Source organism: Desulfoconvexum algidum, assembly GCF_055382125.1.
The window spans coordinates 914,433-940,654 of sequence record NZ_AP042394.1; the positions used below are offsets into that span (position 1 = coordinate 914,433).

Consider the following 26,222-nt stretch of genomic DNA (forward strand, 5'->3'; position numbering starts at 1 on the left):
GGAAATAGCATGTCTCTAAAATGGTACGTTGTTCATGTGTACTCTGGTCATGAACAAAAAGTAAAAGTAGCTTTGGAAGAAAAAATTGATGCTTCCAAGCATCCTGAGAAATTCGGGGATATTCTGATTCCAACCGAGAATGTGGTTGAGTTGGTGGATGGGAAAAGAAGAGAGTCATCCCGCAAATTTTATCCAGGGTATATATTGGTGCGAATGCACCTTGATAACGAGACATGGCATATCGTTAGTTCCACTCAGAAAGTAACCGGGTTTCTGGGAGGGAAAAACAAGCCGGCTCCCATTACAGAACGAGAAGCACAGAGTATTATTGACAAAATGCAGCAGGGCAAGGACAAACCCCAGCCAAAATACTTTTTTGAGCCGGGTGATGAAATCAGAGTGGTTGATGGCCCATTTGCAAATTTTAATGGTACGGTTGAAGATGTATCCCCGGACAAGGAAAAAGTAAGGGTGCTGGTAAGTATTTTTGGAAGGGCAACCCCTGTTGAGTTAAATTTTATACAGGTTTCCAAGGTTTGATTGGTTTTCCCTATTTTTATTTTATTTAAGCGTTAAGTTTCAGGAGTATTTAAAATGGCAAAAAAAGTAATGACACAAATAAAGCTTCAGGTTGAAGCAGGAAAAGCCAATCCATCTCCACCCATTGGCCCAGCTCTTGGTCAGCATGGAGTAAATATCATGGATTTTTGCAAAGCTTTTAATGCAAAAACAGCCAATGACGCAGGGTCTATCATTCCAGTTGTCATAACCGTTTATCAGGATAGATCATTCAGCTTTATAACAAAAACACCTCCGGCATCAAGATTGTTGCTGGCTGCAGCGAAATTGAAAAAGGGATCTGCCGAACCCAATCGAAACAAGGTTGGAAAGGTTACCCATGATCAGCTGGTTGGAATAGCAGAATTAAAAAAAGAAGATTTAAACGCCTCAGATATAGATGCCGCTGTGAAGATTATCGCCGGCACTGCAAGAAGTATGGGGATAGAAGTAGTTTAACTTTAAGTATAAAGAGTGATGAAAAATGCCAAAGCGGAGTAAAAAACAGATAGAAGCACAAAAAAAAGTCGATAGAACTATCCAGTACGGTCCACTGGACGCCTTGGAAATCGCTGTATCTTCAAGTTATGTCAAATTTGATGAAACCGTTGATGTGGCCGTGAGATTGGGCGTTGATCCGCGGCATGCCGATCAGATGGTTCGTGGGACTGTCGTGCTACCCAATGGACTTGGTAAAGACGTAAAGGTACTTGTGTTTGCCAAGGGAGAGAAGGAAAAAGAAGCTCTTGATGCTGGCGCTGATTTCATAGCCACCGACGAGGTTCTGGCCAAGATAAAAGATGGTTGGTTCGGGTTTGATAAGGCCATTGCCACGCCTGATATGATGGGCGCTGTCGGTAAGCTGGGTCGGGTCCTTGGACCCCGAGGGTTGATGCCAAATGCCAAGACCGGAACAGTTACCTTTGAGCTTGGAAAAGCCATTGAAGAACTTAAAGCAGGGAAAATTGAATTCCGGGTTGAAAAAGCTGGTATTATTCATGCTCCCGTGGGAAAGATTTCCTTTGGCGCTGAAAAACTTACTGAAAATGTGATGGCCTTTCTCGATAAGGTTCTTTCTCTGAGGCCTGCTTCCAGTAAGGGCGCATATATTAAAACGATAACGATTTCATCAACAATGGGTCCCGGAATAAAAGTAGATCCCTCGTTGTTAAAGTAATGTTGTTATAGAATAATCGTTGATAAAAAACAGTCTTTTTAAATTAAAGGCTATTATTGAGCGAGTATTTTGTTACCTGTCCTAGACAGTAGGTGTGTCAATATGATGCATAATCGGATTTGCCGGCCTGCCGAGATAGAAAAATTAAATTTTGTTTTGGTTTAGTTGGCACCTTCGTAAAAATTAATTAATGGAAGGAGGTGTATGTAAATTGCTAAATATTTCTGAAAAAAAAGAAATCGTTGAACGGCTGTCCGCTCAGTTAGCTGGCGCTGAAATCACAATACTTTTTGACTATAAAGGTCTTGATGTATTAAAGATGACAGAGCTTCGCGCAAAGCTGAGAGATGCGGGCGTTCAGATCGAAGTTGTTAAGAACACGCTTTTGACAAGGGCTGCAAAAGGGTCTGATTCTGCTCTCATGCAAGACCTTTATAAAGGTCCCAATGCAATCGTTATTTCTGCTGATGATCCCGTTGCGCCTGCAAAGATTCTTGTTGATTTTGCAAAAGACAATGAGAAGCTGGAGATTAAAGCCGGTACGTTTGCAGGTAAGCTTATCTCTGTAGAAGAGATTGCCCAGCTGGCTAAAATGCCGTCCAAACAAGAGCTTCTCACGAAACTGGTTTGTACACTTAATGCAGTTCCGACCTCATTTGTTACTGTTATTTCAGGCGTTCCCAGGGCTTTTGTTAACGTTCTTTCTGCAATTAAAGATCAAAAAGAAGCAGCTTAATCAAAATAGCTAAATTAAAATATTTTAAAAATATAAAAATTACATTTTAGAAAGTGTCAATTTAGGAGAAAAAAAATGGCGGATATCACTAAAGATGATGTTATTGAATTTATAGCAAACATGAGCGTACTTGACCTTTCAGAGCTCGTGAAAGAACTTGAAGAAAAATTTGGCGTGAGCGCTGCTGCTCCTGTTGCATTTGCAGGTGCGATGCCTGCTGGAGATGCTGCTGTTGCTGAGGAGCAAACTGAATTTGATGTTATTCTTGAAACCATTGGTGACAAGAAAATTAATGTCATTAAAGAAGTAAGAGCCCTTACGGGGCTGGGCCTCAAAGAAGCCAAGGCATTGGTTGAAGAAGCCCCCAAAGCTGTTAAAGAAGGTGTTACCAAAGAGGAAGCTCAAAAGGTTAAAGAGCAACTCGAGGGTGCTGGTGCACAGGTTTCTGTAAAATAGTTTTGCATAGCTGATTTACACGATAGACAACGTGTATTAACTATATGCGGGGGCAGGGCAATATTGCCATGTCTCCGCTTTTACGGTTGGAAAAACTCACACTGGGAGATATCATGACCGGAAGTCTTTTGACGAATAAGCGTAATAGAAAAGAGTTTGGCAGTAAGAGAAAGATAATTGATATTCCTGATTTAATCGGAATGCAGCGCAATTCTTTTGAGAGTTTCCTTCAAAGAGACACCCTTCCCCAAGACAGGGAGGAAAAAGGACTCCATTCTGTATTTAAATCGGTATTTCCGATTAAGGATTTTACCGATACCTCATCATTGGAATATGTTTCTTATTCCTTTGGTGAATCAAAACATTCCATGAAAGAATGTATTAGTCGGGGGATGACCTACGACATCCCGGTTAATATCCGGGTTCGGCTGGTTGTTTATGATCGGGATAAAGAAACGGATGTCTCGGCCATTAGAGATATCAAAGAGCAAGAAATTTATTTTGGAACCATTCCGCTGATGACCCCCCGGGGTACCTTTATTATTAATGGGACGGAAAGAGCGGTGGTAAGTCAGCTTCATCGATCATCCGGCGTGTTTTTCGACCATGACAAGGGTAAAAATTATTCAAGTGGTAAGATTATCTATAACGCAAGGGTTATCCCTGTGCGCGGCTCCTGGATTGATTTGGAAATAGATGCCAAGGATATTGTCAACATCCGCATCGACCGTAGAAGAAAATTTCCGGTTTCCATTCTATTTAAATCTTTTGGGTATACCAGTGATGATATCTTGGATTTCTTTTATAAAAAAGAGAGAATCATTAAGAAGAATGGCTCTTTTTTTAAAGAATTTGTTCCGGATAATCTTGTCCGGCAGCGGGCCAGTTTTGATATTAAATCCCCGGAAACCGGAGATATTGTCATCAAGACCGGTCGGATTTTTACAAAACGTGCCATCAAGCAGCTCAGTGATGAGGGGCTTGAGTTTATTCCGATTTCCAATGAAGAACTCATTGACAAGGGGTTTGCCAGTAGTTTTGTTGATCCCAAGACCAATGAAATTATTTTTAAGGCCGGTGATTTGATCGCCGAAGACACCTTCGAGATTATGGATGAGTATGAAATGGATGATTTCCACATCCTCTTTTTGGAGGCCAGAAGTTCAGACTCCATGCGTAAAACTTTGGTGACAGATAAAACCGAATCCAAGGAAGAGGCGCTCATGGATATTTATCGGCGCCTGCGACCCGGGAACCCAGCCACAATAGAAGTTGCCCAGGATTTTATCGATCATCTCTTTTTTCGCCAGACATACTATGACCTTTCCAAGGTCGGCCGGCTTAAGATGAACCACAGGCTTGGGGTGGACACAAAAATTGATGTGAAGACCTTGAGAAGAGAAGACGTTCTTTTAACCGCCGCAACCCTTATTGAGCTTAAAGATACCCAGGGCCAGGTGGATGATATCGATCACCTTGGTAACCGTAGGGTCAGGGCTGTTGGAGAGCTGCTTGAAAATCATTATCGGATTGGATTGGTTCGCATGGAAAGGGCTATCAAGGAAAAAATGAGCATGCAGGAAGTCGATGCCATGATGCCCCATGACCTCATTAATCCAAAGCCGGTTTCTGCCGTGGTCAGAGAATTTTTCGGAACTTCCCAGTTGTCCCAGTTTATGGATCAGACAAACCCTTTGTCCGAGACAACCCATAAACGAAGACTTTCTGCCCTTGGACCAGGGGGCCTTACCCGGGAGCGAGCCGGGTTTGAAGTCAGGGATGTTCATCCTTCCCATTACGGAAGAATTTGTCCCATTGAGACCCCTGAAGGACCCAATATTGGTTTGATTGTTTCCTTGTGTACCTATGCCAGGGTGAATGATTTTGGCTTCATTGAAACTCCTTTCCGGATTGCTGAGGATGGGAATGTTTCAAAAAATATTCGACATTTAAGCGCATTTGAAGAAAAAGAATTGCCCATAGGCCAGGCCAATGCCCCTCTGGACGTTGACGGAAATTTTCTCAATCCTACTGTTTCTGCCCGGGTGGGCGGTGAATTTGAGTGGATTGACAACAAAGATGTCAAATTCATGGATGTATCCCCCAATCAGCTGGTGTCTGTTTCTGCGTCCTTGATTCCTTTTCTTGAAAATGATGATGCCAACAGGGCCCTGATGGGGTCCAACATGCAGCGTCAGGCAGTGCCGCTGATCCAGAGTGAAGCACCTTTGGTGGGAACCGGCATGGAAAGTGTCGTTGCAAGGGATTCCGGGGTTACAATCGTTTCAGAATTTGATGGCGTTGTCGTGGAAGTGGATTCCAAACGCATTGTTGTTAAAAATGATGACAAAGAAGACAGCCATTTTGAAAAAGCGGTCTCTATTTATAATTGTACAAAATTTGTCCGGTCTAACCAGAATACCTGTTTCAACCACAGACCCATTGTTGAAAAAGGGGAAACCGTTAAAAAGGGCCAGGTCATTGCCGACGGACCCTCGACTGAAATGGGAGAACTAGCTCTCGGGAAGAATGTCACAGTGGCCTTTATGCCCTGGGACGGATACAACTATGAGGATTCCATCCTGGTCAGTGAGCGGCTTGTCAAGGATGGGGTATACACCTCTGTCCATGTCGAGGAATATGAAGTTCTTGCAAGGGACACCAAACTGGGCAAGGAAGAAATTACCCGGGATATTCCGAACGTGGGTGAAGAGGCGCTTAAAAATTTGGATGAGAGTGGTATTATTCGCCTGGGAGCCGAGGTTCAATCTGGTGATATCCTTGTGGGTAAGATCACACCTAAAGGAGAAACCCAGCTTTCTCCCGAAGAAAAACTGCTCCGGGCTATTTTTGGGGAAAAGGCGGGGGATGTAAAAGATACCTCCCTTTGTGTTCCCCCTGGTGTAAAAGGAAAAGTTATTGATGCCAAGGTCTTTTCAAGAAGGGGACTTTCCAAGGATGACAGAACCCGGCTTATTGAAGACGAAGAGATAGAACGGATTGAAAAGGACAGAGATGATGAGATTAAAATCATTTCTGAGGTTGCCAGGGAAAAGGTGGAAAATATCCTTGGCGGCCAGAAAATTCTTTCAAATTTAGAAAAAAATGGGAAAACCATTGTCAAAGCAGGCATGATTGCCGCGCCGGGTTCCTTTGCAGAGGTTCCTGTCTCTGTGTTGGTGAACGTGGCGGTAAGTGATCCCCTGCTGACTGAACGAGTCCAGATTATTCTAGAACATGCCCAGAACCAGATCAAAAAAGCCAGAGAACAATTTAATCGACAGGTATCCAGATTCGAAAAAGGGGATGACCTTCCCCCTGGTGTGCTCAAGTTGATCAAAATATCCGTGGCCCTGCTCAGAGTTCTTTCGGTTGGAGATAAGATGGCAGGCCGTCATGGAAATAAGGGGGTTGTTTCCAGAATTTTACGCCAGGAAGATCTGCCCTATTTTGCAGATGGTCGGCCGGTTGATATGGTGCTCAACCCCTTGGGCGTTCCTTCCCGTATGAACGTTGGGCAGATCCTTGAAATTCATCTGGGCCATGCGGCCTTTGGATTGGGCCAGCAGATAAATGAGCTTATTGAAGAGGAGAAGCTCAAACAATTAAGGGAAAAATTGAGGGCTATTTTCACCTTGACCAAAACCCAGAAGGCGGATTCCATTGAGGATGTTCTGGCCAATAAAATCGATGCCATGTCCGATGATGAGCTGATTAAATTTGGTAAGATGTATCGAAGGGGAGTCCATACGGCAACCCCAGTTTTTGACGGTGCCACAGAGGAAGAAATCAAAGAAATGCTTGAAATGGCTGGCTTTGAAACCTCCGGCCAGGTGACATTGCACGACGGCAGAACCGGGGAACCTTTTGACCATGCGGTAACCGTGGGGACCATGTATATGCTCAAACTTCATCATTTGGTTGATGACAAACTTCATGCCCGTTCCATTGGCCCTTATTCTCTTGTTACCCAGCAGCCCCTGGGCGGTAAAGCTCAGTTCGGCGGGCAGCGACTCGGGGAGATGGAGGTTTGGGCAATGGAAGCCTATGGTGCCGCCCATGCACTCCAGGAATTTCTAACTGTAAAATCAGATGATATGACCGGAAGAACACGTATGTACGAAAAAATAGTCAAAGGCCAGAATGTTCTTGAACCTGGGATGCCTGAATCTTTCAGGGTTCTGACAAAAGAACTCAATAGTCTGGGTTTGGACATGAATCTTATAGAAGGTACCAAATAAGGAGAGTACATTTGGATAATATATATGATTTCTTCGCAAAACCGAAAGATCCCAAGGTTTATAAAGGCGTACAGATCAGTCTTGCATCATCGGACCAGATAAGAGAGTGGTCCCATGGGGAAATTAAAAAGCCTGAAACAATAAACTACAGGACTTTTAAACCGGAACGGGATGGTTTGTTCTGTGCGAAGGTTTTTGGTCCTACAAAAGACTACGAATGTAATTGTGGTAAATACAAACGCATGAAGCACAGGGGTGTTGTCTGTGAAAAATGCGGGGTTGAAGTAATTCAATCCAAGGTCAGAAGAGAGCGGATGGCCCATATTGAACTTGCCTCTCCTGTCTCCCATATCTGGTTCCTGAAAAGCCTGCCCAGCAAGATTGGCAATGTGCTGGATTTGACCCTGAAGAATCTTGAAAAAGTGTTGTATTTTGATTCCTATCTGGTTCTGGATCCCAAGGATACGGGTCTTAAAAAAATGCAGCTTCTTTCCGATGATCAGTATTATGAGGCCCTTGAAGCCTTTGGTGAGGAGTTTGAGGCCGGAATAGGCGCTGAAGCCATCCTCAAGCTGCTGGGGGAGATTGATCTTCAGGCCACCCATGATATGCTCAAAGAGGAAATCAGTTTGACAAAATCTGTTGCTAAGCAGCAGAAGATGTCCAAACGGATGAAGGTGGTGGACGCCTTTTTAAATTCCGGCATAGAACCCACCCGGATGATTCTGACGGCCTGCCCGATTTTGCCACCCGATTTAAGACCCCTTGTGCCATTGGAGGGGGGGCGGTTTGCCACCTCTGATTTGAATGACCTTTATCGCAGGGTGTTGAACCGGAATAACCGGCTTAAACGCCTGGTAGACCTGAATGCGCCTGATATTATTGTCCGCAACGAAAAACGCATGCTCCAGGAATCTGTTGATGTGTTGTTCGACAATGGCCGGCATGGACGGGTGGTCACCGGGACCAATAAACGGCCGCTCAAATCCTTGAGCGATACCTTGAAGGGAAAACAAGGCCGATTCCGTCAGAACCTTTTGGGTAAACGGGTTGATTATTCCGGACGTACCGTTATTACGGTAGGATCTGAGCTTAGACTTCACCAGTGCGGGATTCCCAAGAAAATGGCCCTGGAATTGTTTAAACCCTTTATTTATAATTATCTGGAACAAAAAGGACTGGTCTCCACGGTTAAAAGTGCCAAAAAAATGGTGGAACGTGAGGAACCAGAGGTCTGGGACGCATTGGAATCGGTTGTCAAAGAATATCCTGTTATGCTTAACCGGGCACCAACCCTCCATAGACTTGGGTTCCAGGCATTTGAACCGGTATTGATAGAGGGCAAGGCCATCCAGCTTCACCCCCTTGTCTGTCCTGCTTTTAATGCGGATTTTGATGGGGATCAGATGGCGGTTCATGTGCCGCTCTCCCTGGAAGCGGTTCTTGAAGCCAGGATAATGATGCTCTCCACCAATAATATTTTGTCTCCTGCCAATGGACAGCCCATCATTGTCCCCACCCAGGATATCGTACTGGGTATCTATTATATGACCCGGGCGGTAAGGGACCAAAAAGGTGCCGGGATCAGCTTTTCCAGCATTGATGAAGTGAGTTATGCCTATGATGCCGGTGAGTTGGCATTGCATGCGCAAATTAAGGTTAGAATTGATGATGAAATCTATGAGACCACCACCGGTCGAATCCTTTTGTGGGAAACCATTCCCGGGGATACCCTTCTCGCTTTAAGCCGGATACGAACCGATTCAATGGAAACCTGTGAGGCCGCTCTGGCCGAGTTAAAAGCAGGTAAAACCTTTGATACTGTTTTAAAAAAATATTCCGATGATGAAATTAAAAAGAGCCGGGGTGAAACCGGTATACTGACCCGCAAGGAATTTAAAAACCTTTTCCAGGTATCCGACGTTGTGGTCGAACAATTGTTCGGCCTGAAAAAAGATCAGTTCACCGATGTTCGAATGGTGGGAGATAAGTACACTATTTTTAAGGTGGACAAGCGTAAAACAACACTGCCCTTTGAGCTGGTAAACAAGCTTATGGACAAATCTTCCGTTGTTAAGCTCATCGATTATGCCTATAGAAATATCGGGCTCAAGGAAACGGTTGTCCTTTCCGACAGGCTCAAGGATATTGGTTACAAACATTCCGCGCTGGGTGGATTGTCCATCTGCATCGATGATATGATTATTCCCGATCAAAAATGGGAACTCATCGGCAAGGCGGAAAAAAATATTGAAGATATAAAAGACCAGTATTCAGAAGGATTGATTACCCAGGGTGAGAAATATAATAAGGTAGTTGATATCTGGGCCCAGGCCACGGACGATATTGCCAATGCCATGATGGAAGTCATGAAAAACCCGACCGGATGCGAAGAACCTGAAACCTCTGAGGTATTGAATGCCGTTTATATAATGGCAGATTCCGGGGCTCGTGGTTCCAAGGATCAGATGCGCCAGCTGGCGGGTATGCGTGGGTTGATGGCCAAACCTTCCGGTGAGATTATTGAAAATCCCATTACCGCTTGTTTTAGAGAAGGTCTTTCAGTTCTCCAGTATTTTATTTCCACACATGGTGCCCGTAAGGGGCTTGCCGATACAGCGCTTAAAACAGCCAACTCTGGATATCTGACCCGGCGTCTTGCTGATGTGGGACAAGATTGCACCATCGTCGAGACAGATTGCGGTACCATTAATGGAATCGAGGTTGAGTCCCTCTACGAAGGGGGGGAGATCATCCAGACCCTGGGGGAAAGAATCCTGGGAAGGGTTACCCAGGAAGATATTGTGGACCCCTATACCGATGAATTTATTGTTGGGGTGGATACCGAGCTCAGTGAGGCCGATGTTGTGGCAATTGAAAAGGCCGGTGTCCAAAAGGTCAAGATCCGGTCGGTTTTAACCTGCAATTCCCGGAATGGCGTTTGTTCCAAATGTTATGGTCGAGATCTTGCCCATGGTGTCACCGTTGAAATTGGACAGGCCATTGGTATTGTTGCTGCCCAGTCCATTGGTGAGCCGGGTACCCAGCTCACCATGCGTACTTTCCATATTGGGGGTACCGCATCCAGAAAGGTCGAGGTTGCTGAAATTAAAGCCCGGGTCGGCGGTGTGCTCAAATTCAATGAGGATGTTCACACCGTAACTTCTTCAGAGAATCAAGTGATTGTTATGAATCGTAAGGGGTGCGGTATCAGCATCGTTGGACTGGAAGGCCGTGAGCTTGCAAAAGAAAACGTAATCTATGGTGCAACGCTTCATGCCAAGGATGGTCAAAAAATTGATCCCGGGGATGTTATTGCTACCTGGGACCCCTTTACCACGCCGATTATTACCGAGGTGACCGGACGGGTTCGGTTCTCCGACATCGAGGTGGGCAATACGGTTCAAGAACAGATAGATCCGGTTACGGGTAAGGTAAGCCGGACCATTATTGAGGGGAAAGACTCTGAGATTCGTCCGAGAATTACCCTCCGGGACAAAGAGGGTAAAGCCGTCAAGCTGGATGATGGAAAAAAGGTGGCACGCTATTATTTGCCGGTGAATGCAATTTTGACGGTGGAAGAAGACGACAATATCATGGCGGGTGAAATTATTGCCAAGCTGCCAAGGGCGACCACTAAAACCAAGGATATCACCGGTGGTCTTCCACGGGTAGCTGAGCTCTTTGAGGTCAGAAAACCAAAGGATCCCGGGATGCTGACCGAGATTGATGGATATGTATTGGTTTCCAAGGGTACCAAAGGGCGTCAGAAAGTAACCGTTACCCCGACTGATATTGGAGAAAAGAAAGAATACTCCGTCCCCAAGGGGCAGCATGTAACTGTTTATGACGGTGATTATGTCAAGGCAGGCGATCCGTTGATTGCAGGCTCTGCCAATCCCCAGGATATCATGAATATTAAAGGCGAGGTAGCCCTTGCCAAATATCTGGTGGATGAGGTCCAGGAAGTTTACCGACTTCAGGGTGTTCGAATCAACGACAAGCATATTGAAGTTGTGATCCGGCAGATGACCAGACGGGTCAAGATTATCAGTACCGGGGATACCAATTTTATTCCCGACGAGCAGGTGGATCGGATTTTCTTTGAAGAAAAGAACCGTGAAGTGGCCATGAGCGGTGGGGAGCCTGCAAAGGGTGAACCCTTGATCCTGGGTATTACAAAAGCCTCTTTGTCAACGGATAGCTTTTTGTCTGCTGCTTCTTTCCAGGAAACCACTAAGGTGTTGACCCTTGCTTCCATCGAAGGTAAGTATGACAGCCTTAAGGGGTTAAAGGAAAATGTGGTAATGGGGAGACTTATCCCGGCCGGTACAGGGTTTAAGGGGTATCAGAACGTTGAAGTTGGGTTTGGTGAGGTGGCAGAGGTTTAGAGGTGATAATAAAAAAACCTTGACATTTTTGTGGAGTGAAAGTAAAATTGAATATTTTGTCGTATATGACGATGTATTACATTGATAAGGAGCGTTGGGAAAGTTATGCCGACCATAAATCAGTTGGTTAGAAAAGGTAGGAAAAAAGCAGAAAAAAAGGTTAGCACACCTGCACTTAAGGGTGGACCTCAAAAACGCGGTGTGTGTACCAGAGTGTATACGTCAACTCCGAAAAAACCTAACTCTGCTTTGAGAAAAGTGGCAAGGGTACGTTTGACAACCGGTATGGAAGTCGCTGCATATATTCCGGGCATGGGTCATAACCTGCAGGAGCATTCAGTTGTTCTGGTAAGGGGTGGCAGGGTAAAGGATTTACCCGGCGTTCGTTATCATATCGTCAGGGGGGCACTCGATACTCTGGGCGTTGACGACAGAAGACAGGGTCGTTCCAAATATGGAGCCAAGCGGCCAAAATAGCCGTGTATGCATTGGAAGTTTTAATAGATAATATTGGTGGATATGACAAATGGCAGAAAAAGAAATTAGTATAGAAAACCTAACGAAGGATGCCACGCAGGAAGAAAAGCTTGCTGCGAGATTTGTGAACTGCGTTATGAAGCAAGGAAAGAAAAACGCAGCCCGCAGGGTGGTGACTGAAGCATTGTCAATGACCCAGGAGAAGATCGGTGAGCCGGCACTGGATATATTTAAAAAGGCAATTGATAATATCAGGCCTTCTGTTGAGGTGAAGTCAAGAAGAATCGGTGGGTCCACGTATCAAGTGCCTACGGATATTAAGCCCAGCAGGCAGACAGCTCTTGCGTTTCGCTGGCTGATTAACTTCAGCCGTAAACGGTCCGAAAAAGGGTATGCAAATAAACTGGCTTCTGAGTTGCTGGATGCATACAACAAACGGGGCGGAGCAGTCAAGAAGAGAGAGGATACACACAAGATGGCAGAGGCTAACAAGGCATTTGCCCACTTTCGGTTCTAAATATTTTTTAAAATATCCTGAAAACAATTCACAGGAGGAGTAAAGAAGATGGCTAAAGAAAAATTTGAGCGGAACAAGCCGCATGTGAACATAGGGACAATCGGCCATATTGACCATGGTAAGACGACGCTTACTGCAGCAATCACTAAACATGCTGCTTTGAAGGGTGGCGGTACCTTTGTTCCGTTTGATGAGATCGACAAGGCGCCTGAAGAAAGAGAGCGCGGTATTACCATCGCAACGGCCCATGTTGAATATGAGACGGCTAACCGGCATTATGCCCACGTGGATTGCCCGGGCCATGCTGATTATATCAAAAATATGATTACAGGGGCTGCCCAGATGGATGGTGCGATTCTGGTTGTGAGCGCCGATGATGGCCCCATGCCCCAGACTCGTGAGCATATCCTTCTTGCTCGCCAGGTTGGGGTTCCTTCGATTGTTGTCTTTTTGAACAAATGTGACATGGTCGATGATGAAGAACTCATTGAGCTGGTAGAAATGGAGCTTCAGGAACTTTTAGATACCTATGAATTTCCCGGGGATGATACGCCCATTATCAGAGGATCTGCTCTGAAGGCACTTGAAAGTGATGATACTGACAGCGAAGACGCAAAACCGATTCATGAACTGCTCGCTGTTTTGGATTCCTATGTTGCCGAGCCGGAAAGGGATGTTGCAAAACCGTTCCTGATGCCGATTGAGGATGTGTTCAGTATCTCCGGTCGTGGTACGGTTGTTACGGGCAGGATTGATCGTGGTGTCGTTAAGACCGGAGAAGAAGTTGAAATTGTCGGTATCAGAGACACTCAAAAAACAGTTTGTACTGGTGTTGAGATGTTCAGAAAACTTCTGGATGAAGGCCAGGCAGGCGACAATGTAGGCCTCTTGCTTCGTGGTACCAAGAGGGATCAGGTTGAAAGAGGTCAGGTTGTTGCTAAGCCCGGCACCATCAATCCCCATACAAAATTTAAAGCTGAAATGTATGCACTGAGCAAAGAAGAGGGTGGCCGTCATACACCGTTTTTCAGTGGATATAGACCCCAGTTCTTTTTCAGAACAACTGATATCACGGGTGTTTTGACCCTTGATGAAGGCGTTGAAATGATCATGCCAGGGGACAATGCAAATATTAATGTTGAGCTGATAAATCCCATTGCAATGGAAAAAGGACTTAGGTTTGCCATTAGAGAGGGTGGACGTACTGTCGGCGCCGGCGTTATCGGTGAAATTGTTGAATAAGAAAGAGCTATTATAATGTTGAAAACTAAAATACGGATCAGGCTTAAGGCCTATGATCATAAGTTGCTTGATCAGTCATCGGTAGATATAGTTGATACGGCTAGGAAAACCGGCGCCAAAATAGTGGGGCCGGTACCCCTTCCAACCAGAATCAACAAATTTACGGTACTGCGGTCTCCCCATGTGAATAAAAAATCACGGGAGCAGTTTGAAATCAGAACCCACAAGCGGATGATGGATATTCTCGAGCCGACTCAACAGACTGTTGATGCCTTGATGAAATTGGATCTATCGCCCGGCGTTGATGTGGAAATTAAATTGTAGTTCAATAACAGGAACAAATTATGAGCGCAATTCTTGGAAGAAAAATCGGGATGACCAATGTGTTTTCCGCAGAAGGAAAACTCGTTCCTGTTACGGTATTACAGGTCGGACCATGTGTGATTACCCAGGTTAAGAATATTGAAACCGACGGGTATACAGCGCTTCAGCTTGGGTATGATGAAAAACCCATTGAAAAGTTGAACAAGCCTGTCGCAGGTCATTTGAAAAAAGCTGGAGATAAGGGATTCAAGGTTCTTAGAGAGTTCAGATCCGATAACGTGGAAGAAATGAAAGCGGGCATGACCGTAGGAATAGATATCTTTTCCGTGGGTGATGTGGTAAATGTATCTGGTATCTCAAAGGGACGCGGTTTCCAGGGAACCATTAAGCGGCATGGATTTAGCCGTGGACCTGAAACCCATGGTTGTAGAAACCATCGAGCCCCTGGTTCCATCGGTAATAGTGCCTGGCCAGGTAAGGTCATTAAGGGCAAGAAAATGCCGGGGCACATGGGCGTTGATAAAAAGACCATGAAAAATCTTACCATTGTAGATATTCGGCATGACGAAAACCTGTTGCTGGTCAAAGGCCCCGTGCCTGGCTGTAAAACAGGTATCATCGAAGTGCATAAGACTGACAAAAAAAAGTAAAAATACACAGTATAGTGTAGGTCGGTCCTAAAAAGACAACCGTACATAGAAAACAAAAGCGGCTATGGGTATTGCAAGCAATTCGCAGTGATGCATAGCTGATCAAAAATTAAGAGGAAGAATATGGCTGCTGTCGATGTATTAAACAGTGCAGGTAATAAAGTGTCTGAAGCAGAGCTTATTGATGAGATATTCAATATACCCGTAAAGACAAGCGTTCTTCATGAAGTAGTTAGATCCCAGCTCGCTGCAAAACGAGAGGGGACAGCTGCGTCTAAGACAAGGGCGATGGTTAAGGGTAGTACGAAAAAGCTATTCAGGCAAAAAGGAACCGGAAATGCACGTGCCGGTAGTGTGAAGTCTCCCCTGAGAAAAGGTGGAGGTGTTATCTTTGGTCCATCCCCGCGATCCTTTGCTTATAAGGTGCCAAAAAAAGTGCGCAGTCTGGCTCTGAAAATGGCCCTAACTTGTAAACTGACGGATAAAACACTTTATGTTATCGATGATTTTAAACTTGAAGCGGTTAAAACCAAGGCGTTGTCCGAGGTTTTAGCGACGCTCAATCTTGAGGATCTTCTTATTGTATCAGATTCAGAAGATATAAACCTTGCGTTGTCATCAAGAAATATACCCGATATCAAAGTGATCAAAACAGCGGGCCTGAATGTCTATGATATTCTAAAGTTTAAAAACCTTCTGCTGGTTGAATCAACCATCAAGAACATTGAAGGGAGGTTAAGCTAATTATGAAAGAATATGATATCATTAGAGGGCCGCTTGTTACAGAAAAAACAACCCTTCAAAAAGAATTAAACAACCAGCTTACTTTTAAAGTTGATAAAAGAGCCAACCGGGTTGAAATCAAAGATGCTGTTGAAAAAAACTTTAATACCAAAGTGAAACAGATCAGAACGATTCAAGTCAAAGGTAAGGTGAAACAGCGCGGTAAGATTCTTGGCAAAAAGAAAGACTGGAAAAAAGCCATTGTCACACTAATGCCAGGACAACGAATTGATTTTTTTGAAGGTGTTTAAAGAGGTATATATATGTCAACAATAATCAAGACAAAACCGACATCTCCCGGTAGGCGTGCTCAGGAATACCTTTCTTTTGAAGAAATTACGAAAACAAAACCTGAACGATCGCTAACCAAAAGTGTTAATAAGCGAGCTGGTCGAAATTGCTACGGAAGAATTACCAGTAAGCACAGGGGTGGCGGGGCAAAAAAGAAATATCGTATCATCGATTTTAAGCGGGACAAGGACGGAATCCCTGCCAAGGTATCTGCCATTGAATATGACCCCAACAGAAGTGCCCGAATCGCACTCCTGGTCTATGCCGATGGAGAAAAAAGATATATTCTGGCACCCTTGGAAATCAAGGTGGGTGATGTTCTGGAAACGGGACCTGAAGCGGATATCAAACCAGGCAATTGTATGCCACTTGAAAATATCCCTACTGGTACCCGGATTCATAATATCGAACTCAAGGAAAATAAGGGTGGACAGATTGTCCGAAGTGCCGGTGGATATGCAAGACTCATGGCCAAGGAAGGTACTTACGCCCAGGTGTTGTTACCCTCGGGCGAAGTTCGCTTGATCCATGTGAAGTGCAAAGCTACCATCGGCAGGGTCGGCAATGAAAAACATGGAGATGTGAGTATCGGTAAAGCGGGCCGTTCCAGATGGATGGGCAAACGCCCCTCTGTCCGTGGTGTTGCCATGAACCCGGTGGATCATCCAATGGGTGGCGGCGAAGGCCGATCATCCGGTGGCCGACAACCCTGTACTCCTTGGGGTGTTCCCACAAAAGGTAAACGGACCAGGAATAATGCCAGAACGGATCGGTATATTGTTAAAAGAAGGGCTAAGAGAAAGTAATAGGTGAATAATTATGCCAAGATCATTAAAAAAAGGACCTTATATCGCTTCTGAACTTTTGAAAAAAGTACTTGAGGCAAACAAGGTTAAAACCAACAAAGTCATTAAAACCTGGTCTAGAAGATCAACCATTTTCCCTGAAATGGTAGGTATTACCTTTGCCGTCCATAACGGAAGAAAATTCATTCCTGTTTTTGTTTCTGAAAATATGGTCGGTCATAAGCTTGGTGAATTTTCACCTACAAGAACATTTTGGGGTCATGCCGGAGATAAGAGATCTAAAAAAAGGTAATCTTATCGAGCATGATTAAAGGACACTATTGATATGGAAGTACAAGCAACTACAAGACATACAAGGACTTCAGCACTTAAGCTTCGGTTGCCGATCAGTGAAGTCAAGGGTAAAAACGCGGGCCAAGCGCTGACCATCCTAAAATTTATGCCGGTTAAAGCTGCCGGAATAATTTATAAAACATTGCAGTCAGCAATTGCCAATGCCGAGCACAATAACAGCCTGGACGTGGACAAACTGGTTGTAAAAAATATTTATGTCGATCAGGGCGCTACCATGAAACGGTTTCGGCCGCGGGCCAGGGGAAGAGCCAGTCGAATTTTGAAACGAACCAGTCATGTAACAGTTATCGTCAGCGAAACTGTTTAAATAAGGAGGAACAGGCTTGGGCCAGAAAGTACATCCTACCGGATTAAGATTAGGCATCATCAGGACATGGGATTCTAGATGGTATGCAGACAAAGAGTATGCTTCTTTTGTTGAAGAAGATTTTAAGGTAAGAAAATTCCTTAAAAAGAAACTCTACCATGCCGGCATATCAAAAATAGAAATCGAGCGTTTTTCAAAACAGATCAGACTGCGGGTGTTTGCCGCAAGACCGGGTATCATTATCGGTAAAAAAGGGTCTGAAATCGCATTGCTCAAAAAAGAGCTTGAAAATATGATCGAACCAGCTGTTCTTATTGACATCAAAGAGGTTAGAAGACCTGAAATTGATGCGCAACTTGTGGCTGAGAATATTGCCCAGCAATTGGAAAAACGGATCGCATTCCGACGGGCAATGAAACGAAGCGTTTCCACTGCCATGAGATTTGGTGCCAAGGGAATTAAAATTATCTGCTCGGGCCGTTTGGGCGGAGCTGAAATGGCAAGAACCGAATGGTACAAAGAAGGACGTATCCCCCTGCATACATTGCGGGCAGACGTGGATTACGGCTTTATCGAAGCGAAGACCACTTACGGGCTCATTGGCATCAAGACCTTTGTTTTTAAAGGTGAGGTGTTGCGTCCTGGTGAAAAGGCTTTGGCGACAAAATAGAGGCGATTAGGAGAAAAAGCAAATGCTTAGTCCAAAAAATGTAAAATACCGTAAAGAATTCCGGGGCAGAACCAAAGGGGTTCCCACAAGGGGAAACACCTTGAGTTTTGGAGATTACGGTCTCCAGGCTGTGGAATGCGGTTATATAAATGCAAGACAAATTGAAGCGGCCAGGGTTGCAATGACCAGACATGCAAAGAGAGCTGGTAAAAGCTGGATCCGGTTTTTTCCTGATCATCCTGTTACAAAAAAACCTGCAGAGGTTAGGATGGGTAAAGGTAAAGGAGCAACAGACGCCTGGGTGGCAAGAATCAAACCCGGCAAGATCCTTTATGAAATGGAAGGAATCCCAAGAGACATGGCAAAAGAGGCCATGCGGCTTGCTGCAAGAAAACTTTCCATCAAAACACGATTTGTGGAGAGGAGTAAATAAAGATGAAACTTGCCGAGATAAGAGAAATGGGTGCGGATCAGGTTAAAGAAAAGCTTGTTGAGCTCAAAAAAGAATTGTTCAACCTTCGTTTCCAAAATGATGTTGGACAGCTTGAGAACACAGCAACCCTTTCAAATGTCAAAAAAGATATTGCCAGACTCTATACAATATCAAAAGAAATGAATTTAAACATTATTTAATGTAAGAGTTATAGATATGGAAAATATTCAAAATAATAAAAAAGAGCTCATGGGGCTGATTGTATCGGATAAGATGGATAAATCAGTGGTTGTTCAGGTTGAAAGATTTGTTCAGCATAAAGTTTATAAAAAGTTCATTAAACGGTATAAAAAATACCATGCTCACGATGAAATAAATGAGTGCAGGATTGGTGATGAAGTGAAAATCATCGAGACCAGGCCGTTGAGTAAGCTTAAACGTTTCCGGGTAACCGAAATCGTTAAAAAAGCGGTTTAGCTAAAGGAGTTGTGAAATGATTCAGACCGAAAGCAGACTTACTGTGGCAGATAACTCCGGCGCAAAGGAACTGTATTGCATCAAAGTTTTAGGCGGATCCAAAAGAAGATACGCCAGCATTGGAGACATCATTGTTGTTTCTGTTAAAGAAGCCATTCCCAATGCAAAGGTTAGCAAGGGAGACGTTGTCCAGGCGGTTATAGTAAGAACCAAAAAAGAGATATCCAGACCGGATGGGTCGTCCATCAGATTTGATGACAACTCTGCTGTAATTTTAAGTAAAAATAATGAACCGATAGGCACCCGTATCTTTGGTCCGGTTGCAAGAGAATTAAGGGCTAAAAGATTTATGAAAATAGTCTCTCTTGCTCCTGACGTACTTTAATTTTCGGGTTACTTGGAGAAAAATCGATGGAAGCTGCAAAAATAAGAATTAAAAAAGATGACAAGGTTAAGGTACTGACCGGAAAAGACAAAGGCAAGATCGGGAAAGTATTGAAAGTTGTCAAAAAAACCAACCGCGTTGTTGTTGAAAACATTAACGTTGTGAAAGTCCATCAGAGGCCTACACAGGCAAATCCACAGGGGGGTATCGTTGATAAAACCATGCCCATCAATGTGTCCAATCTTATGGTCATGTGTAATTCCTGTGTAAAAGCTACTCGGATTGGAATCAAACAACTGGAAGATGGTAAACGGGTCAGAATCTGCAAAAAATGCAACCAGCAGATAGATTCTTAAGACCAAAGGCGGAGAGAATAAATGACCACTCTTAAGGAAAAATATATTAACGAAGTTGTTCCCAAGCTTCGGGAAACCTTTAATTACGCAAATGAATTACAGGTCCCAAAGCTTGAGAAAATCGTATTGAACATGGGACTGGGCGAAGCAGTTAGAAATCCAAAAATTGTTGAAGTTGCTGCCCAGGAACTGACAATGATTGCCGGCCAGAAAACGGTTGTTACAAGGGCGAAAAAACCCATTGCTAACTTCAAACTGCGGGCGGATCTTCCCATTGGATGCAAGGTAACTCTGCGCCGGGGGAAAATGTTCGATTTTCTTGACAGACTTGTTAATATCGCACTCCCTCGTGTGAGGGATTTTAGAGGGATATCCGGGAAATCCTTTGATGGCCGTGGTAATTTTTCCATGGGTATCACTGAGCACATCATATTTCCGGAAATTGACTATGATAAGACCGAAAGTATTAAAGGTCTTAATATTACAGTTGTTACCACAGCTAAAACAGATGAAGAAGGTAAGGTTTTCCTGAAACTCATGGGAATGCCCTTCAAAAACTAAGGTTCTTAAGGAGGAAAGCTTGGCTAAAAAATCTTTAATCGCAAAGGCGGGAAGAACACCAAAGTTTGCTGTTCGTGCATATAACAGATGCCCCTTATGCGGTAGACCAAGAGGATTTATCAGAAAAGCTGGTATTTGCAGAATTTGTTTCCGGACACTTGCTTCTGAAGGCAAACTACCCGGTGTTACCAAATCAAGTTGGTAAAAAAAACAATTTCGAATCAAATTTATTATTAAATTATAATACCAGTGGATTTTAAGGAGATTTAAAAATGGCAATTAGTGATCCAATTGCAGACATGCTGACTAGCATAAGAAATGGTGGAAAAGCAAGTCTTGCTAAAGTGGATATCCCCGGATCAACGATCAAAGTGGAACTGGTGCGGGTGCTTAAAGAACAAGGATATATCAAAGATTATAAATTCCTTGAAAATGAGACACAGGGTGTCCTACGTGTCTATTTAAAATATGTTTCTGATGGCAAACCCACAATTTATGGCATTGACAGAGTGAGTAAACCTTCTTGCAGGGTTTACAACAAGGCAAAACAGATTAAGCCGGTTTTAAACGGTCTGGGTATCTCCATCGTTTCAACTTCCAAGGGGTTGATGACGGACAAACAGGCTATCGAAGCGAACGTCGGCGGTGAAATTCTTTGTAACGTATGGTAAGACAGGAGTAGAATATGTCTAGAATAGGAAAACAGCCGGTTCAGCTTCCAGATAAGGTCGTAATTACCCTTGATGGAGACATGATCAATGTTAAGGGACCCAAAGGCCAGCTTGATCGAAAATTGCACCCGGCAATTGATATAGAAATTAATGAGAACGTTTTAAACGTTAAAACAGATCTCAACGATAAGAAAAAAATGGCGCTTCAGGGGCTTTTCAGATCTCTGATTTTCAATATGGTGACGGGTGTTACCACAGGTTATGAAAAGAAACTTCTTCTTTCCGGTATCGGATATCGTGCCGAAACAAGTGGAAAGAAGCTAGTCCTCAATGTAGGATATTCAAACCCTGTTAATTTTGATCTTCCAGACGGAATTTCTGCCAATGTTGAGAAAAACACAGAAATTACTCTGTCCGGTATCGATAAAGAACTTCTTGGCCAGGCAGCAGCAAACATCAGGCGGATAAGACCTCCCGAACCTTACAAGGGCAAAGGAATCATGTATTCGGATGAAAGAATTATCAGAAAAGCTGGTAAGACTGCTGGTAAAGACTAATAGGTGGGAAACTAAAGATTATGGGAAATACATCACCAAGGCTTGTATCAAGGCTTAAAAGAAAAAAACGAATCAGAAAGAATATTTTTGGAAATCAGGATAGACCAAGAATGAGTGTTTTCAGAACTGCAAACCATATTTATGCACAGATCGTTGATGATACGCAAGGGATAACGCTTGTTTCAGCATCTACTCTGGATAAAGAATACAAAAAAAATCCTGTGACCGGCAAAAAACAGGAAATTGCAAAGGCGGTTGGAAACCTTATCGGCAAAAGAGCCGTTGATAAAGGAATTACAAAAGTGGTTCTGGACAGGAACGGTTTTCTTTATCATGGTCGAATCAAAGCGCTTTCAGACGCGGCCCGCGAAGCCGGTTTGCTATTCTAATTAAGGAGGAAGACCCTTGGCAAGACAACAGATGGAAGATAGTGGTTTAATAGATAAGGTTGTTAGAATCAACCGTGTTGCAAAAGTTGTAAAAGGTGGTAGAAATTTTACCTTTAGCGCTTTGGTCGTGGTTGGAGATGGTGAAGGCAGCGTTGGTTACGGTCTTGGAAAAGCAAAAGAGGTTCCTGAAGCCATCAAAAAAGGCATGGAGAAAGCCAAACGGAATATGGTTAAAATTTCTCTTCTAAACGGCACCGTACCCTTTGAGGTTGTGGGCCATGCTGGTGCCGGTCGGGTACTTTTGAAGCCTGCTTCACCTGGAACAGGATTGATTGCCGGTGGCGGTATCCGTGCGGTGCTCGAAGCTGTGGGCGTTACAGACATTTTGACCAAATGTATCGGTACCCATAACACTCAAAATATTGTCAGAGCAACCATGGCTGGTCTCCAGTCCCTTTGTTCTAAGGAAGAAGTTGCCAGAAGACGAGGTCTTAGACCTGAAGATATATAAAGAGGTTTGCAATGACTAAGAAACTGAAAATCACACAGATAAAAAGTACCATAGGTCGTCCGGCGGTACAAGGACGAATCATTCGTTCTCTTGGCATCAGACGGATGCATCATACAGTTGAGCACGCCAATGATCCTGTCATTATTGGGCAGATAAACAAGGTTTCACACCTTGTGAAAGTAGAGGAGGTGTAATATGCAGCTTCATGATTTAGCACCTGCTCCCGGCAGCAGAAAAAAAAGTAAACGAGTGGGTCGAGGACCGGGTTCTGGAATGGGCAAGACTTCTACCAGAGGACATAAGGGCCTGAAGGCCCGTTCCGGTGGGAGTGTTAGACCCGGGTTTGAAGGCGGTCAGATGCCAATTTATCGTCGACTTCCCAAAAGAGGCTTTACCAATATATTTAAAAAGCAATTTGCTGTTTTAAATATTAAAGATCTGGATAGATTTGATGATGGGGCAGCCATTGATATGGACGCTCTAAGACAGGTCGGGCTGGTTAAAGGCAAAGTGGACGGGGCAAAACTTCTCGGTAATGGTGACACACAAAAGAAATTTTCTCTAAAGGATATTCTTGTCTCCAAAACGGCTAAAGAAAAGATCGAATCTGCCGGCGGCAGCATAGAATAAGTTATGGCTCGAATAATTGATATCAAAGTGATCTAAGGATATATTACAGATGATCGAGAACAGCTACCAGAATTTGTTTAAACTTCCTGATCTCAAACGGAAACTATTGGTTACACTTGCATTGTTGTTTGTGTATCGTGTCGGTGTCCATGTGCCGACACCCGGGATTGATGGGGCCGCATTGTCGTCCTTTTTTGCCGCTGCATCTGGGACCTTATTCTCAATGTTTAATATGTTTTCCGGGGGGGCTTTGGAAAGACTTTCCATATTCGCCCTGGGGATAATGCCTTATATCAGTTCTTCTATTATTTTAGAATTGATGACCGTGGTGGTCCCCCATCTTGAACAATTAAAAAAAGAAGGGGATGCGGGACGGAAAAAGAAGACACAATATACCCGTTATGGAACCGTTGTTCTCAGTATTATTCAGGGGTTTGGGATCAGTGTTGGATTAGAAGCCATGAGCTCTCCTGCAGGCGTTGCCATAGTGCCCTATCCGGGTTGGGGATTTCGTTTGGTAACCATTATCACCCTGACTGCTGGTACCGCATTTATCATGTGGCTGGGGGAGCAGATTACCGAACGGGGTATCGGCAACGGTATCTCCTTGATTATATTTGCAGGTATCGTTGCAAATATGCCGTCGGCCCTTGGAAACACGATTCGACTGATGAGTACCGGTGAGATGGGCCTTTTCTCCCTGATTATCCTGATTGTACTGATGGTAGCTGTTGTTGCCTGTATCATTTATATGGAACAGGCCCAGCGTCGGATACCGGTTCATTATGCAAAACGGGTGGTGGGTCGGAAGATGTATGGAGGACAAACATCTCATCTTCCTTTGAAGATTAACACCGCCGGTGTCATACCGCCGATTTTTGCCTCTTCTATCATCATGTTTCCGACAACCTTGGCCCAATTTATAAATATCCCGGCAATGCAGACCGTTGCAGCCATGTTCAGCCCTGGTACCATCTGGTATTATCTTTTATACATCGGGTTTATTGTCTTTTTCTGCTTTTTTTATACAGCAGTTCAGTTTAATCCAGACGATGTGGCGGATAATATGAAAAAGAATGGGGGATATATTCCCGGTATCAGGCCGGGGAAAAAGACCTCTGAGTACATTGATAAAGTGTTGACAAGAATTACTGTTGGTGGGGCTCTCTATGTCTCTGCCGTATGTGTTCTGCCGACCATGCTCATGAATAAATTTAATGTACCCTTTTATTTTGGCGGCACGGCTCTCTTGATTGTTGTCGGGGTATCCATTGATACCATTTCCCAGATAGAGTCCCATTTGATATCTGGTAATTACGATGGCTTTATGGGAAGATCCGGGGCAAAACGTGTCAAGGGTAGATCTTAAATAAACCATTCTAAACCAATAGGAGATGAAATAAGATTATGGCAAAAGAAGAACCCATCAAAGTTGACGGGAAAGTATTAGAAACATTGCCCAATGCCATGTTCAAAGTTGAGTTGGAAAACAAACATGTTTTGTTGGCCCATATTTCCGGGAAAATGAGAATGCATTTTATAAAGATTCTACCCGGGGACAGGGTGACGGTTGAAATATCACCATATGATTTAAGCCGTGGCAGAATTACATATAGATTTAAATAATTTTTTTTCAAATATATATTAAATTGATAAGAAATATAAATAAAGATTAGGAGTAAATAGATGAAAGTAAGAGCATCTGTTAAAAAAATTTGTAGAGATTGCAAAGTGATTAAAAGAAAAGGTGTCATCAGAGTCATTTGTATAAACAAACGCCATAAACAACGTCAGGGATAGGGGGAAGGAAATTTGGCACGTATCGCAGGAGTAGATTTACCAAGAGATAAACACGCATGGATCGCCTTGACCTATATTTATGGTATCGGAGGCAGCAGATCAAAACTGATACTTGAAAAAACAGGGATTGATCCAACAATAAAAGCAAATGACCTGACAGAAGTTCAAGTCAACGAAATCAGAAAAGTCATTGATTCAGAATTCAAGGTTGAAGGTGAGCTCAGGTCCGAAGTTTCCATGAATATCAAGCGGCTGATGGATCTTGGATGTTATAGAGGATTGCGCCACAGACGAGGTCTCCCCTGTCATGGTCAGCGGACCAGTACAAATGCCAGGACTCGAAAAGGTCCCAAACGAGCAGCAGTTAAAAAGAAAAAGTAGTATAATACAAAAGGTAAATTAATTATGGCAAAAAAGACTAAAAAAGCTGTAACCAAAAAACGGGTTAGAAAGAATATTTCCACAGGTATTGTGCATATTCAGTCTACCTTTAACAACACCATCGTCACCATTGCCGATGAAAACGGCAACACCATATCATGGTCCAGCGCCGGTGTTCAGGGTTTTAAGGGTTCCAGGAAAAGTACCCCTTTTGCTGCAAAACTTGTGGCTGAAGATGCGGGTGCAAAGGCAATGGAGCACGGGCTTAAAAATATTGGCGTCTATGTAAAAGGTCCTGGACCTGGAAGAGAATCCGCTTTAAGAGCGCTCCATGCACTTGGATTCAATATTTCAATGATCAAGGATGTTACACCGGTTCCCCATAATGGATGCCGTCCGCCAAAAAGAAGAAGAGTATAAAATATTAGAATTAAGCTCTTGGAGTTATAAAGGAGGAGAACGTTGGCAAGATATACAGGTTCTGTTTGCCGTCAATGCAGACGAGAGAATATGAAGCTTTTTCTGAAGGGCGACCGTTGTTTTTCAGATAAATGCAGTTATGATAGAAGAGGTTATCCGCCGGGGCAACATGGTCAGAGAAGAAGTAAACAGTCTGATTATGGAATGCAGCTTAGGGAAAAACAAAAGGTTCGCCGAATTTATGGGATTTCTGAAAAACAATTCAGAATTACATTTAAACGGGCGGATCGAATTAAAGGTATCACGGGTACAAATCTGTTAAGCCTTCTCGAAACCCGTATGGACAATACTGTTTTTAGACTGGGGTTTGTGAATTCCAGGAATCAGGGAAGACATTTTGTCCGTCATAACCATTTTACCGTAAATGGGAAAAAAGTGAATATCCCTTCCTATCAGGTTAAAAAAGGTGATGTCATAGAGTTGCGTGAAAAAAGTCGTAAGGTTCAGGCTATTTCGGACTCTCTGGATGCTATTGTAAGAAGAGGTGTTCCATCGTGGTTGGAAATTAATAAAGATACTTTCAAAGGTCAGATTGTTGGCATTCCCACGCGAGAGGACATTACTCTTCCGATTCAGGAACAATTGATCGTTGAGCTATATTCAAAATAGGG

At 43.7% G+C, this 26,222-nt stretch carries 37 protein-coding genes; all 37 read left to right on the forward strand.

Going from position 1 to position 26,222, the window contains the following annotated elements; genetic code table 11:
• The first annotated feature begins 9 nt into the window (after window positions 1-9).
• The 37 genes from nusG (at window position 10) to rpsD (ending at window position 26,220) form a co-directional block, all read left to right on the forward strand.
• A complete protein-coding gene (gene nusG, locus ACZ45G_RS04135; protein ID WP_464175406.1) occupies window positions 10-540 on the forward strand; it encodes a transcription termination/antitermination protein NusG in 531 nt (176 codons plus the stop codon).
• A gap of 54 nt (window positions 541-594) precedes the next feature.
• Window positions 595-1,017, forward strand: coding sequence for a 50S ribosomal protein L11 (rplK, locus tag ACZ45G_RS04140; RefSeq protein ID WP_464175407.1), 423 nt, complete (start codon window positions 595-597; stop codon window positions 1,015-1,017).
• A 25-nt stretch (window positions 1,018-1,042) separates the two neighbouring features.
• On the forward strand, window positions 1,043-1,735 hold the full coding sequence (gene rplA, locus ACZ45G_RS04145; protein WP_464175408.1) for a 50S ribosomal protein L1: 693 nt from the start codon (window positions 1,043-1,045) through the stop codon (window positions 1,733-1,735).
• Between the two features lie 211 nt (window positions 1,736-1,946).
• Window positions 1,947-2,471 (forward strand): 50S ribosomal protein L10, encoded by a 525-nt coding sequence (gene rplJ / locus ACZ45G_RS04150; RefSeq protein WP_464175409.1) that lies wholly within the window; start codon window positions 1,947-1,949, stop codon window positions 2,469-2,471.
• Between the two features lie 75 nt (window positions 2,472-2,546).
• Entirely contained in the window at window positions 2,547-2,927 is a 381-nt protein-coding gene (rplL, locus tag ACZ45G_RS04155; RefSeq protein ID WP_464175410.1) for a 50S ribosomal protein L7/L12, read from the forward strand.
• Window positions 2,928-3,040: 113 nt separating this feature from the next.
• Window positions 3,041-7,168, forward strand: a complete 4,128-nt coding sequence (rpoB, locus tag ACZ45G_RS04160; RefSeq protein WP_464179863.1) for a DNA-directed RNA polymerase subunit beta — start codon at window positions 3,041-3,043, stop codon at window positions 7,166-7,168.
• Between the two features lie 11 nt (window positions 7,169-7,179).
• A complete protein-coding gene (gene rpoC, locus ACZ45G_RS04165; RefSeq protein WP_464175412.1) occupies window positions 7,180-11,559 on the forward strand; it encodes a DNA-directed RNA polymerase subunit beta' in 4,380 nt (1,459 codons plus the stop codon).
• Window positions 11,560-11,664: 105 nt separating this feature from the next.
• On the forward strand, window positions 11,665-12,036 hold the full coding sequence (gene rpsL, locus ACZ45G_RS04170) for a 30S ribosomal protein S12 (RefSeq protein ID WP_041279619.1): 372 nt from the start codon (window positions 11,665-11,667) through the stop codon (window positions 12,034-12,036).
• A 49-nt stretch (window positions 12,037-12,085) separates the two neighbouring features.
• Window positions 12,086-12,553: a 30S ribosomal protein S7 gene (gene rpsG / locus ACZ45G_RS04175; RefSeq protein WP_464175413.1), complete on the forward strand. Its 468-nt coding sequence runs from the start codon at window positions 12,086-12,088 to the stop codon at window positions 12,551-12,553.
• Between the two features lie 48 nt (window positions 12,554-12,601).
• Window positions 12,602-13,795, forward strand: coding sequence for an elongation factor Tu (gene tuf, locus ACZ45G_RS04180; protein ID WP_464175414.1), 1,194 nt, complete (start codon window positions 12,602-12,604; stop codon window positions 13,793-13,795).
• 15 nt (window positions 13,796-13,810) lie between these two features.
• Window positions 13,811-14,119 carry a 30S ribosomal protein S10 gene (gene rpsJ / locus ACZ45G_RS04185; protein WP_413831741.1) on the forward strand — a complete coding sequence of 103 codons (309 nt, stop codon included), beginning with the start codon at window positions 13,811-13,813 and terminating at the stop codon, window positions 14,117-14,119.
• 17 nt (window positions 14,120-14,136) lie between these two features.
• Window positions 14,137-14,769 (forward strand): 50S ribosomal protein L3, encoded by a 633-nt coding sequence (rplC, locus tag ACZ45G_RS04190; protein WP_464179865.1) that lies wholly within the window; start codon window positions 14,137-14,139, stop codon window positions 14,767-14,769.
• A gap of 123 nt (window positions 14,770-14,892) precedes the next feature.
• Entirely contained in the window at window positions 14,893-15,513 is a 621-nt protein-coding gene (gene rplD, locus ACZ45G_RS04195; protein ID WP_464175415.1) for a 50S ribosomal protein L4, read from the forward strand.
• Window positions 15,514-15,515: 2 nt separating this feature from the next.
• Window positions 15,516-15,803, forward strand: a complete 288-nt coding sequence (gene rplW / locus ACZ45G_RS04200; RefSeq protein WP_464175416.1) for a 50S ribosomal protein L23 — start codon at window positions 15,516-15,518, stop codon at window positions 15,801-15,803.
• 12 nt (window positions 15,804-15,815) lie between these two features.
• Window positions 15,816-16,649: a 50S ribosomal protein L2 gene (rplB, locus tag ACZ45G_RS04205; RefSeq protein WP_464175417.1), complete on the forward strand. Its 834-nt coding sequence runs from the start codon at window positions 15,816-15,818 to the stop codon at window positions 16,647-16,649.
• 13 nt (window positions 16,650-16,662) lie between these two features.
• Window positions 16,663-16,941, forward strand: a complete 279-nt coding sequence (gene rpsS / locus ACZ45G_RS04210) for a 30S ribosomal protein S19 (RefSeq protein WP_464175418.1) — start codon at window positions 16,663-16,665, stop codon at window positions 16,939-16,941.
• 33 nt (window positions 16,942-16,974) lie between these two features.
• Window positions 16,975-17,310: a 50S ribosomal protein L22 gene (rplV, locus tag ACZ45G_RS04215; RefSeq protein WP_464175419.1), complete on the forward strand. Its 336-nt coding sequence runs from the start codon at window positions 16,975-16,977 to the stop codon at window positions 17,308-17,310.
• A gap of 16 nt (window positions 17,311-17,326) precedes the next feature.
• Window positions 17,327-17,980: a 30S ribosomal protein S3 gene (gene rpsC, locus ACZ45G_RS04220; protein ID WP_464175420.1), complete on the forward strand. Its 654-nt coding sequence runs from the start codon at window positions 17,327-17,329 to the stop codon at window positions 17,978-17,980.
• A gap of 22 nt (window positions 17,981-18,002) precedes the next feature.
• On the forward strand, window positions 18,003-18,413 hold the full coding sequence (rplP, locus tag ACZ45G_RS04225) for a 50S ribosomal protein L16 (protein WP_464175421.1): 411 nt from the start codon (window positions 18,003-18,005) through the stop codon (window positions 18,411-18,413).
• Between the two features lie 2 nt (window positions 18,414-18,415).
• The gene (gene rpmC / locus ACZ45G_RS04230) at window positions 18,416-18,613 is read left to right on the forward strand and encodes a 50S ribosomal protein L29 (RefSeq protein ID WP_464175422.1); all 198 of its coding nucleotides are present in this window, start codon (window positions 18,416-18,418) and stop codon (window positions 18,611-18,613) included.
• Between the two features lie 16 nt (window positions 18,614-18,629).
• Window positions 18,630-18,890, forward strand: coding sequence for a 30S ribosomal protein S17 (gene rpsQ, locus ACZ45G_RS04235; protein ID WP_464175424.1), 261 nt, complete (start codon window positions 18,630-18,632; stop codon window positions 18,888-18,890).
• A gap of 16 nt (window positions 18,891-18,906) precedes the next feature.
• Window positions 18,907-19,275, forward strand: a complete 369-nt coding sequence (gene rplN / locus ACZ45G_RS04240; RefSeq protein WP_464175425.1) for a 50S ribosomal protein L14 — start codon at window positions 18,907-18,909, stop codon at window positions 19,273-19,275.
• 26 nt (window positions 19,276-19,301) lie between these two features.
• Window positions 19,302-19,631 (forward strand): 50S ribosomal protein L24, encoded by a 330-nt coding sequence (gene rplX / locus ACZ45G_RS04245; protein ID WP_464175426.1) that lies wholly within the window; start codon window positions 19,302-19,304, stop codon window positions 19,629-19,631.
• Between the two features lie 21 nt (window positions 19,632-19,652).
• Window positions 19,653-20,192 (forward strand): 50S ribosomal protein L5, encoded by a 540-nt coding sequence (gene rplE, locus ACZ45G_RS04250; protein WP_464175428.1) that lies wholly within the window; start codon window positions 19,653-19,655, stop codon window positions 20,190-20,192.
• Between the two features lie 19 nt (window positions 20,193-20,211).
• On the forward strand, window positions 20,212-20,397 hold the full coding sequence (locus tag ACZ45G_RS04255) for a type Z 30S ribosomal protein S14 (protein WP_464175429.1): 186 nt from the start codon (window positions 20,212-20,214) through the stop codon (window positions 20,395-20,397).
• 67 nt (window positions 20,398-20,464) lie between these two features.
• On the forward strand, window positions 20,465-20,863 hold the full coding sequence (gene rpsH, locus ACZ45G_RS04260) for a 30S ribosomal protein S8 (RefSeq protein WP_464175431.1): 399 nt from the start codon (window positions 20,465-20,467) through the stop codon (window positions 20,861-20,863).
• A gap of 14 nt (window positions 20,864-20,877) precedes the next feature.
• Window positions 20,878-21,420, forward strand: coding sequence for a 50S ribosomal protein L6 (gene rplF, locus ACZ45G_RS04265; protein WP_464175432.1), 543 nt, complete (start codon window positions 20,878-20,880; stop codon window positions 21,418-21,420).
• 20 nt (window positions 21,421-21,440) lie between these two features.
• Entirely contained in the window at window positions 21,441-21,809 is a 369-nt protein-coding gene (gene rplR / locus ACZ45G_RS04270) for a 50S ribosomal protein L18 (RefSeq protein WP_464175433.1), read from the forward strand.
• 31 nt (window positions 21,810-21,840) lie between these two features.
• On the forward strand, window positions 21,841-22,320 hold the full coding sequence (gene rpsE, locus ACZ45G_RS04275; protein ID WP_464179867.1) for a 30S ribosomal protein S5: 480 nt from the start codon (window positions 21,841-21,843) through the stop codon (window positions 22,318-22,320).
• A gap of 11 nt (window positions 22,321-22,331) precedes the next feature.
• Entirely contained in the window at window positions 22,332-22,514 is a 183-nt protein-coding gene (gene rpmD / locus ACZ45G_RS04280; RefSeq protein WP_464175434.1) for a 50S ribosomal protein L30, read from the forward strand.
• Window position 22,515: 1 nt separating this feature from the next.
• A complete protein-coding gene (gene rplO, locus ACZ45G_RS04285) occupies window positions 22,516-22,950 on the forward strand; it encodes a 50S ribosomal protein L15 (protein ID WP_464175435.1) in 435 nt (144 codons plus the stop codon).
• Between the two features lie 49 nt (window positions 22,951-22,999).
• Window positions 23,000-24,319 carry a preprotein translocase subunit SecY gene (gene secY, locus ACZ45G_RS04290; RefSeq protein WP_464175436.1) on the forward strand — a complete coding sequence of 440 codons (1,320 nt, stop codon included), beginning with the start codon at window positions 23,000-23,002 and terminating at the stop codon, window positions 24,317-24,319.
• Between the two features lie 38 nt (window positions 24,320-24,357).
• A complete protein-coding gene (infA, locus tag ACZ45G_RS04295; protein ID WP_006963723.1) occupies window positions 24,358-24,576 on the forward strand; it encodes a translation initiation factor IF-1 in 219 nt (72 codons plus the stop codon).
• Between the two features lie 60 nt (window positions 24,577-24,636).
• Window positions 24,637-24,750, forward strand: coding sequence for a 50S ribosomal protein L36 (gene rpmJ, locus ACZ45G_RS04300; protein WP_464175437.1), 114 nt, complete (start codon window positions 24,637-24,639; stop codon window positions 24,748-24,750).
• Between the two features lie 12 nt (window positions 24,751-24,762).
• A complete protein-coding gene (gene rpsM / locus ACZ45G_RS04305) occupies window positions 24,763-25,131 on the forward strand; it encodes a 30S ribosomal protein S13 (protein WP_464175438.1) in 369 nt (122 codons plus the stop codon).
• Between the two features lie 24 nt (window positions 25,132-25,155).
• Window positions 25,156-25,551, forward strand: a complete 396-nt coding sequence (rpsK, locus tag ACZ45G_RS04310; RefSeq protein WP_464175439.1) for a 30S ribosomal protein S11 — start codon at window positions 25,156-25,158, stop codon at window positions 25,549-25,551.
• Window positions 25,552-25,593: 42 nt separating this feature from the next.
• Entirely contained in the window at window positions 25,594-26,220 is a 627-nt protein-coding gene (gene rpsD / locus ACZ45G_RS04315) for a 30S ribosomal protein S4 (RefSeq protein ID WP_464175440.1), read from the forward strand.
• The last annotated feature ends 2 nt before the right edge of the window (window positions 26,221-26,222 follow it).